The organism is Cellulomonas rhizosphaerae, from assembly GCF_003470205.1.
Taxonomy (GTDB): domain Bacteria; phylum Actinomycetota; class Actinomycetes; order Actinomycetales; family Cellulomonadaceae; genus Cellulomonas; species Cellulomonas rhizosphaerae.
Genome location: NZ_QWKP01000098.1, coordinates 1 through 9,034, shown reverse-complemented (window position 1 = coordinate 9,034; position 9,034 = coordinate 1). Strand labels below are relative to the sequence as shown.

Annotated in this window: 8 protein-coding genes; 1 reads left to right on the top strand and 7 read right to left on the bottom strand. The window is 72.3% G+C overall.

The window, feature by feature from the left end; all coding sequences use genetic code 11:
• The 6 genes from rsmA to D1825_RS02050 form a co-directional block, all read right to left on the bottom strand.
• The coding region (rsmA, locus tag D1825_RS02075; protein ID WP_118765836.1) for a 16S rRNA (adenine(1518)-N(6)/adenine(1519)-N(6))-dimethyltransferase RsmA at window positions 1-876 on the bottom strand (876 nt) is incomplete at its 3' end.
• A 91-nt stretch (window positions 877-967) separates the two neighbouring features.
• Entirely contained in the window at window positions 968-2,068 is a 1,101-nt protein-coding gene (locus D1825_RS02070) for a resuscitation-promoting factor (RefSeq protein ID WP_233549566.1), read from the bottom strand.
• A 375-nt stretch (window positions 2,069-2,443) separates the two neighbouring features.
• Window positions 2,444-3,673 carry an aggregation-promoting factor C-terminal-like domain-containing protein gene (locus tag D1825_RS02065; protein ID WP_118765834.1) on the bottom strand — a complete coding sequence of 410 codons (1,230 nt, stop codon included), beginning with the start codon at window positions 3,671-3,673 and terminating at the stop codon, window positions 2,444-2,446.
• A gap of 136 nt (window positions 3,674-3,809) precedes the next feature.
• Complete coding sequence (locus tag D1825_RS02060; protein ID WP_118765833.1) at window positions 3,810-4,739, bottom strand: TatD family hydrolase; 930 nt, start codon at window positions 4,737-4,739, stop codon at window positions 3,810-3,812.
• A gap of 2 nt (window positions 4,740-4,741) precedes the next feature.
• The gene (gene metG, locus D1825_RS02055) at window positions 4,742-6,526 is read right to left on the bottom strand and encodes a methionine--tRNA ligase (protein WP_118765832.1); all 1,785 of its coding nucleotides are present in this window, start codon (window positions 6,524-6,526) and stop codon (window positions 4,742-4,744) included.
• 27 nt (window positions 6,527-6,553) lie between these two features.
• The gene (locus D1825_RS02050) at window positions 6,554-7,669 is read right to left on the bottom strand and encodes a PQQ-dependent sugar dehydrogenase (RefSeq protein ID WP_118765831.1); all 1,116 of its coding nucleotides are present in this window, start codon (window positions 7,667-7,669) and stop codon (window positions 6,554-6,556) included.
• Between the two features lie 44 nt (window positions 7,670-7,713).
• On the opposite strand from D1825_RS02050, the gene D1825_RS02045 reads away from it, so the two are divergent.
• The gene (locus D1825_RS02045; RefSeq protein WP_118765830.1) at window positions 7,714-8,319 is read left to right on the top strand and encodes an isochorismatase family protein; all 606 of its coding nucleotides are present in this window, start codon (window positions 7,714-7,716) and stop codon (window positions 8,317-8,319) included.
• On the opposite strand, the gene D1825_RS02040 is transcribed toward D1825_RS02045, so the two are convergent.
• A partial coding sequence (locus tag D1825_RS02040) for an ABC transporter ATP-binding protein (protein ID WP_118765829.1) occupies window positions 8,274-9,034 on the bottom strand: 761 nt, incomplete at its 5' end. The genes D1825_RS02045 and D1825_RS02040 overlap by 46 nt on opposite strands.

The following is a 9,034-nucleotide window of genomic DNA, read 5'->3' as shown; positions in this document are numbered from 1 at the left end:
CGCAGCGAACCCCACGATGTCCACACGTTCGCCCCTGGCCTGCGGGTCCACGCCCGCGGCCTCGAGCGCGGCGACGGCTGCGTCGGCCGACCCGGCGAGCGACGAGAGGGCCGAGCGCAGCATCTTGCGGCGCTGAGCGAACGCCGCGTCGACGACCGCGAACACCTCGGTGCGGCTCGCGGTGGTCGCGGGAGGCTCGCGGCGGTCGAAGCGCACGAGCGCGGAGTCGACGTTGGGCGCGGGCCAGAACACGGACCGCCCGATCGTCGAGGTCCGGCGCGCGTCGGCGTACCAGGCCGTCTTCGCCGACGGGATGCCGTACGTGCGGCTGCCCGGGGGCGCGGCCAGCCGGTCGGCGACCTCGGCCTGCACCATGACCAGGCCGCGCTCGATGGTCCCGAACCGCTCGAGGAACGTGAGCAGCACGGGCACGGAGACGTTGTAGGGCAGGTTCGCGACGAAGGCCACGGGCTGCTCGCCCGGCAGCTCGGTGACCGTGAGCGCGTCGGCCGTGACGAGCGTCAGGCGCGCGCGCCCGGACGCGTCCCGCAGGACGACGGCGTCGCCCTCGGTGCTCGTCGTGAGGCCCGGGACGTGCTGCGAGACCGTCTCCGGCAGCAGCCCGGCCAGCACGGGGTCGATCTCGACGGCCGTGACGTCGGCGCCGACCTCGAGCAGCCCGAGCGTCAGCGAGCCGAGTCCTGGTCCGACCTCGACGACGCGGTCACCCGCCGCCACGTCGGCCTGGCGGACGATCTTGCGCACCGTGCCGCCGTCGAGCACGAAGTTCTGCCCGAGCTGCTTGGTGGGGCGGATCCCGGCCCGGGCGGCCAGCTCACGGATCTCCGTGGGCCCGAGCAGGGCGGTCGTCGACATGCGCACGAGCCTAGGGCAGAGGACGACGACGCCCGCCGCACCCCTGGTCGGGGGTGCGACGGGCGTCGTGTGTCAGATCAGCCGCGTCGGATCAGAACAGGTTCTTGCCGCACACAGGCCACTGGCCCGCGCCCGAGCGGTTGTAGAGCATCTTGGCGCGCGCCGTCTGCTCCGAGGAGGACGCCTGCGACGGCAGGCCGGAGCCGCCGACCCCGCGCCACGTGCCCACCGAGAACTGGTAGAGGCCGTGGTACAGCCCGTTCGAGGACACGATGCGCGGGTTGCCGCCCGACTCGCACCTGGCCAGCGCAGCCCAGTTGAGGTCGTCGGCCTTGCCGCCGGCCTTGATCGGGCCGGACTTGCCCGACGAGCTCGAGGAGGTCGTCGTCTTGACGACGGGACGCTCCTTGGTGCCGACGGTGATGACCTCGTCGACCGGCTTCTTCGTGACCTTGTCCGAGAGCTCGACCTTGTCGGTGACCTTGCCGTCGACCGTCGTGACGCGCGTGACGATGGTCCGCGTGCCCTTCTTGCCCTCGGTGGTGACCTTCTTGGTGCCGACGTAGGCCGACGAGTCCTTCTTCGTGCTCGAGTCGAAGGACAGCTTCTTGGTCGTCTTCTTCTCGGCGACGACGACGCGGTTGACGACGACCTCGACGCGGCCCGTGTCGCCCTCCTGCACCGACACGCGGTCCAGGGGCGCGAGCGTGACGTCGAGCTCACCCAGCACCTGGCCGACCGACGCGTCGGCGTCCTGGCCCGTCAGGGTCTTGCCGTCGACGACGACGTCGACCGAGCCGTGCAGGACGAGGTCCAGCGGGAGCTCCGCGCGGCCACCCGAGCTGCGGGAGGCGACGAGCGAGACACTCGCGTCGCGCGCCGCGAGGGTGTCGAGCGCCTCGTCGGCGGTCAGCGCGGTGGTCCACACGGTGTCGTTGACGCCGTCGCGGGCGACGGTGATCTGGTGCGCGTGACGCACGACGACGTCCTGGCCCTCGCCGAGCGATCCGGTCGCGGAGACGCTGTCGCGGTCGCCGACCTTGACGCCCTGGTCAGCGAGCAGCGCGTCCACCGAGCCGGCGAACGTGCTGACGTTCTGGATCTCGCCGTCCACGTCGAGCTGGACGGTCTTGTGCGCGTGGGCGTAGGCGGCCGTGCCGCCCGCGAGGACGAGCACCGTGGCGCCGGCCACGACGGGCAGGACGCGACGACCTGATCGACGGCCCCCAGACTCTGCGTGTGCGCTGCGGTTGCGCGCGAGGGGTCCGAGGATGCGGGTCGTGAACTGCACGGGGCTCCAGCCGTCGAGGTGCCCGGGCACGGGGGGCGGAGCGCGTGCCGTTCCCGGCACACCCGGCGGCGGCCAGTTCGGCCGGCGGACGCCTGGAGGGAGGCGTCCCCGTCGGTTCCGGATCCCCGATCCGGCCGTCTCGGCGCCCGGGACACGGCCCGGCGCCGTTCGCTCCGGCAGCCCGTCAGGGCCGATTCGTCCGGAGCGACACGCGACCGTAACCGAATCGTGACCGGCTTGCCAACCCTCGCGGGCTGCACCCTGGTAAAGGGAAGGTCAGTACCAGCCCTGGGACTGGAAAGAAGCCCAGGCCCCGCAGGGCGTCTTGTACCGATTCTTGATGTAGCCGAGGCCCCAGGTGATCTGGGTGGCGGGGTTGGTGCGCCAGTCAGCACCAACCGAGGCCATCTTGGTGCCCGGCAGCGCCTGCGGGATGCCGTACGCGCCCGACGACTTGTTCTCGGCGTTGATGCGCCAGCCGCTCTCGTGATTCCAGAGGGTCACGAGGCAGGCGAACTGGTCGTCGCCCCAGCCGCGCGCCGCGGCCAGGTCACGGGCGATCGCCTGCGCGCTGCCCGGCGAGACGTGGATGTCGCTCGGGTCGGGAAGCACCATCGTGCCGACGTGGACAACCTGGGTCACGGGCTCGGTGGTGACCACGCTCGACAGCGCCTGGCGGTCGGTGACCACACCCCCGACGGTGTCGAGCTGGTACGTCGTGGTGCGGATCCCGGCCTTGCCCTTGGTCACGACGACCTTCGTGCCCTTGGCCAGGCCCGGGTCCTTGATCTCCTCGACCTTGAACTTCACGGCCTCGGTGCGCGTCTCGGCGTCCGTGAGGGCACGCGTCACGAGCACGACGAGGCCGTCGACCGCGGTCGCGTCGAGCGGGACCGACACCTCGTCGCCCTCGTTGAGCACCAGGCCGATGTCCTTGAGCGCGTCGCGCACGGTGGCCGCGCTGCTCACGCCGTCGATGACCTGGCCGTCCACCGCGAGGTGGATCGTCTTCTCGGTGGACACGCGCAGCGCCTCGCGGCCCAGCGGCTCGGAGCGGCTCGCGGAGAGGCGGACGTCGCCGTCGCGCAGGCCGAGGCCCTCGACGGCCTCGCCCACGGTCAGCGCGGTGGTCCAGACGGTCTGCGGCTCGCCGTCGACGACGAGGTTCAGGTCCCGGCCGTGCCGGACGACGATCTGCTCGCCCTTCGTGACGCTCTCGTGCAGGCCCGGCGCGACGAGGTCGCCGTCGCCGACCTCGATCTGCGCGCCCGCGAGCACCGCACCGACCGTCCGACCGAAGCCCTCGACCTGGACCTGCTGGCCGTCCACGTCGACGGTCACCTGCTTGTGCATGACGGCGAAGGCGCTGGTCGCACCGGCCACGACGGCCAGCACGGCGGCCTGCGCGACGATCCGGCCCAGGCGTCCACGAGGCGCGCCGCGACGCGGTGCCGCGCCCTGCTCGCCGTTCGTCACGCCGGTCCTCTCGTCGGTCTCGCGGGTCATTCCTTGCAGGAACCCGCGTCAGGCATCGTCAGACCGTAACCGATCCGTGATGAGGCCCGGAACCTCAGATCGGACAACCTGGGGATCGCTCACCCGTCCGCGCCGGACTGCGCGGCGTGTCGCTCGGCGTGTCGGATCACCAGGGCCCGTAGACGGCCTCGGAGTTCCACGCGATCTTGCGGCACGCGCTCTCGAGATCCAACCCGAGCTCGTCCGCGACCGTACGCACGGTGCCGGGGAGCAGGTAGGGAGCGTTGGGGCGTCCCCGGAACGGGTGCACCGTGAGGTACGGGGCATCGGTCTCCACGAGGACGAGCTCGAGCGGGAGCTCCCTGAGGGCCGCGCGCAGGTCGTCGTTGGCGCCGAAGCTCACCGGGCCGGCGAAGCTGGCGAACCAGCCGTTCTCCCGGGCCACCTGTGCGAGGGCGGGGCCGCCGCTGAAGCAGTGGAAGACCGTCCGCTCCGGGGCGCCGTCGTTGAGCAGGATGTCGACCACGTCGTCGTGCGCGTCGCGATCGTGGATCTGCAGCGCGAGGCCCAGCTCCTTGGCGAGCGCGATGTGCGCGCGGAACGCGTCGCGCTGGACTGCACGTCCCCTCGGCCCCGCGCGGAAGTAGTCCAGGCCGGTCTCTCCGATCGCGCGGATGCGTGGGTTGGCGCGTGCGGTCTGCATGACGGCGTCGATCGCGTCGTCGAGCGAGGCGGCGTGCCTCGGCTGCGGGTCGGGTTCGAGCCCGTCAGGCGCCACCTCGTGCACGCCCGCGTGCAGCACGGCCTCGTTGGGATGGATCGCCACGGCGCCGAGCAGCTGCGCGTGATCACGGACCACGCGATCGGTCCACCGGACGGCGTCGAGGTCGCATCCCACCTGCACCATGCGCTCGACGCCCACGGCAGCGGCCCGCTCGAGCTGCTGCTCGACCGTCGTCGTCCCCGCCGGCGCCCCCGGCTCCCAGCCGTCGGCCACCCACTCCACCACCGAGTCGAGGTGGGTGTGGTTGTCGACGACCGGGGCCGGGAGCGGCTCGGGCGGGGCCGGCCAGCCGCGCTCGCGCGATCGGGCCACGGTCAGGCCTTCGTCGCGCGCTCGATCTCCTGCTCGACGATGTCGTCGTCGAGCTTGGTGAACACCGGCGTCGGCTTGCCGACGGGCGTGCCCGCGACGACCGGCACCGACGCGAACCGCGGCGTGGCCGAGTAGTCGCCCGTGATGATCGGGTAGCTGCGCGACTCGTCGTCCAGGTCCGTGACCTCGTCGATCCGCGGCTGCGGCGCGAACATGCCCGTGCGGCCGAAGGTCTCGTGCACCTTCTGGGCTGCGAACGGCAGGAACGGCGCGAGCAGGGTGTTCGCGTCCGAGACGGCCTGCGCGGCGGTGTTGAGCACGGTGCCGAGCCGCTCGCGGTCGCCGGTGAGCTTCCACGGCTCGGTCTCGGAGATGTAGCGGTTGGCCTCCTGGACCACGCGCATCGCCTCGCCGATCGCCGCGCGGTTGCGGTGGCCGCCGAGCAGGTCGCCGACCGATCCGAACGCGCTCCCCGTCGTCGCGAGCAGCGCGCTGTCGACGGGCTGCAGCTCGCCGGCCGCGGGGATCTCGCCGAAGTTCTTGGCGATCATGCTCGCCGTGCGGTTGACCAGGTTTCCCCAGCCCGCGACGAGCTCGTCGTTGGTGCGGCGCTTGAACTCGGCCCAGGTGAAGTCGACGTCCTGCGTCTCCGGCCCCGCCACGGACAGGTAGTAGCGCAGCGCGTCGGGCTGGTAGCGCGCGAGCATGTCGCGCACGTAGATGACCACGCCCCGCGACGAGCTGAACTGCTGGCCGGCGACGTTGAGGTACTCGCTCGAGACGACCTCGGTCGGCAGCTGCAGGGTCCCGTACGGGCCGGGCGCGCCGCCCTTGTCCCCCCGACCGTCGTAGCCCATGAGCTCGGCGGGCCAGATCTGGGAGTGGAAGGTGATGTTGTCCTTGCCCATGAAGTAGTAGCTCAGGGCCTCGGGGTCGTTCCAGAACGGGCGCCAGGCGTCGTCGTCGCCCGTGCGTCGCGCCCACTCGATGCTCGCCGAGAGGTAGCCGATCACGGCGTCGAACCACACGTACAGGCGCTTGTTCGGGTTGTCCTCCCACCCGGGCAGCGGCACCGGGATGCCCCAGTCGATGTCCCGCGTCATGGCCCGCGGGCGCATGTCGTCGATGAGGTTGAGGGAGAACTTCAGCACGTTGGGGCGCCACCCCTGCCGGCCCTTGAGCCACGCCTCGAGCGCGCTCGCGAACGCGGGCAGGTCGAGGAAGAAGTGCGTCGCCTCGACGAACTTCGGCTTCTCGCCGTTGATCCGGCTGCGGGGGTTGATGAGGTCGATCGCGTCGAGCTGGTTGCCGCAGTTGTCGCACTGGTCGCCGCGAGCGCCGTCGTACCCGCAGATGGGGCAGGTGCCCTCGATGTAGCGGTCGGGCAGCGTGCGGCCCGTGCTCGGGCTGATCGCGCCCATCGTCGACTGCTCGACCATGTACCCGTTCTTGTGCACCGTGCGGAACATCTCCTGCACCACGGCGTAGTGGTTGCGCGTGGTGGTGCGCGTGAACAGGTCGTAGCTCAGGCCGAGCTGCGCGAGGTCCTCGACGATGACGCGGTTGTACCGGTCCGCCAGCTCCTGCGGGCTCACACCCTCCTGCTCCGCCTGCACCAGGATCGGCGTCCCGTGCTCGTCGGTGCCGGACACCATGAGCACGTCGTGACCCGCCATGCGCATGTACCGGGAGAAGACGTCCGAGGGGACGCCGAAGCCGGCGACGTGACCGATGTGGCGGGGGCCGTTCGCGTAGGGCCACGCGACGGCGGACAGGATGCGAGACATGCGCCCGATCCTAGGTGCCCGGCGGGGTCAGCCGATCGTGATGCGCACGATGCGGTCGTCGCCGGCGCGGGGGGTGCCCCGGCCGTCGGTGTTGTTGGTCAGCACCCACAGCGAGTCGTCGGGCGCCACGGCCACCGCGCGCAGCCGGCCCAGATCGGTCAGCAGCGCTTGCGGGGTGCCGACCCCGTCCGCGGTGAGCGGGATCCGCCAGAGCCGCTCGCCGCGCAGCGCCGCCAGGTAGACCGCATCGGACGTCACCGCCAGGCCGCTCGGCGACGCGTCGGCGGTGGACCACTGCGCGACCGGGTCGACGAACCCGTCCTCGCCCGCCTCGCCCTCGACCGTCGGCCACCCGTAGTTGGAGCCCGGCTCGATGACGTTGAGCTCGTCCCACGTGTTCTGGCCGAACTCCGCGGCGAACATCCGCCCGTCGGGCGCCCACCCCAGCCCTTGCGGGTTGCGGTGGCCGAGGCTCCACACCGGTGAGCCCTCGGGGTTGCCGGGTGCGGGGTCGCCGTCGAACGTGATCCGCAGGATCTTGCCGTTCAGCGAGGACGGGTCCTGCGCGTTCGCGGTGTCGGTCGCGTCGCCGGTGGTCACGTAGAGGAAGCCGTCCGGGCCGACGGCGAGGCGGCCGCCGTCGTGGTTGTTGGCCTTGGCGATGCCGGTGAGGATCGGCCGGACCTCGCCCAGGGAGTCGCCGGTGAGCGTTGCGCGCAGCACGCGGTTGTCGTCGGACGCGGTGGCGTAGAGCGCGAGGTCGACGGCGTCGCCGGACGAGCCGAGCACGACGATCCCGAGCAGGCCGCCCTCGCCCCCGGGGTCCACGATGTCGTCGAGCTGGTCGGCGCCCGGGCCGGTCACCTCGGTCACGGCGCCCGACGACGAGACGAGCACCAGCCGCTTCTCGTCGCGCAGAGTCACCACCGCGTCGCCCGACGGCAGGAACGCGATCCCCCACGGTGCGGGCAGGCCGGTCGCGACGTCGTCCTGCGAGGTCACGGAGACCGAGGTGGGTGACGGGGCCGACGACGGCGTCGAGGCCACCGTCGAGGGCACGGTCGACGGCTCGGGCGTCCCCCCGTCCGAGCACCCCGCGAGCAGCGCGACGGCCACCACCAGGACGATCCGCGCGTGCGTCATGCCCCACCCCAACACGGCGGGCCGACCCGTGCAACGCTGGGCTGATGACCGACCACCGTGCCCTCGTCGTCGTCGACGTCCAGCCGACCTTCTGCGAGGGCGGCGCGCTCGCCGTCCCGGGCGGCAACGACGTCGCCCGCGCGATCGCCGAGTACGCGGCCGCTCATCGCGACGAGTACGCGCTGGTCGTCACCACGCAGGACTGGCACGTCGACCCCGGCGCGCACTTCAGCGAGACGCCCGACTTCGTCGACACGTGGCCGCCGCACGGCGTCGCGGGCACCCCGGAGGCCGAGCTGCACCCCGCGCTCGCCGAGCTCGGGCCGGACGCGAGCGTCAAGAAGGGTGCGTACGCCGCGGCGTACTCGGGCTTCGAGGGCGTCGACGCCGAGGGCCAGGCGCTCGCGCAGATCCTCGAGGCCGCGGGCATCACGGCGGTCGACGTCGTCGGGATCGCCGAGTCGCACTGCGTGCGGGCCACCGCTCTCGACGCGCACGAGCTCGGCCTGGCCACGCGCGTCTTCACGGACCTCACCGTGCCCGTTACGCCCGCGCTCGGGGCCGCCGCGCGCGACGAGCTCCGAGCGGCGGGCGTCGAGCTCGCTCAGGCCGAGACGGGCCCTGACGCGAGCCGCTCGAGCTCGGCGTAGGCGCCGTCTGCGGCCATGAGCTCGGCGTGCGAGCCGATCTCGACGAGCCGCCCGCGCCGCATGACCGCGATCCGGTCGGCGCCCCGGATGGTCGACAGGCGGTGCGCGACGACGAACGTCGTCCGCCCCCGCATGAGCCGTCCGAGCGCCTCCTGCACCAGCCGCTCCGAGGCGTTGTCCAGCGCGGACGTCGCCTCGTCGAGCACCAGCACCCGCGGGTCACGGACCAGCGCGCGGGCGATCGCCAGCCGCTGGCGCTGCCCGCCGGACAGCCGCGCGCCGCGCTCGCCGATCACCGCATCGAGCCCGCCCATCTGCTCGACGAAGTCCATCGCGTTGGCGTCACGCAGCGCCGAGAGCACGTCGTCGTCGGACAGGTCCGAGCTCCCGTAGGTGACGTTGTCGCGGATCGACCCCTCGAACAGCAGAGACTCCTGCGGCACCACGGCCAGGAAGCGGCGGTACGTGCGCAGGTCGAGCTCGGCCATATCCCGCCCGTCGAGGGCCAGTCGACCACCGGTCGGGGACAGGAAGCCGATGACCATGTTGAGCACGGTCGACTTGCCGGAGCCGGACGGCCCGACGAGCGCCACGGTCTCTCCGGGGCGCACGTGCAGGTCGAGACCCTCGATCGCGACCTCGTCGGGCGCGTCGTCGTACGCGAACCGCACGCCCTCGAACCGGACCTCGCCGCGCACGGCGTCCACGGCGGCCT

Coding starts and splice junctions, on each gene's coding strand:
- D1825_RS02065 (WP_118765834.1), bottom strand. CDS start 3,673: ATGACCCGCGAGACCGACGAGAGGACCGGCGTGACGAACGGCGAGCAG.
- metG (WP_118765832.1), bottom strand. CDS start 6,526: ATGTCTCGCATCCTGTCCGCCGTCGCGTGGCCCTACGCGAACGGCCCC.
- D1825_RS02050 (WP_118765831.1), bottom strand. CDS start 7,669: ATGACGCACGCGCGGATCGTCCTGGTGGTGGCCGTCGCGCTGCTCGCG.
- D1825_RS02045 (WP_118765830.1), top strand. CDS start 7,714: ATGACCGACCACCGTGCCCTCGTCGTCGTCGACGTCCAGCCGACCTTC.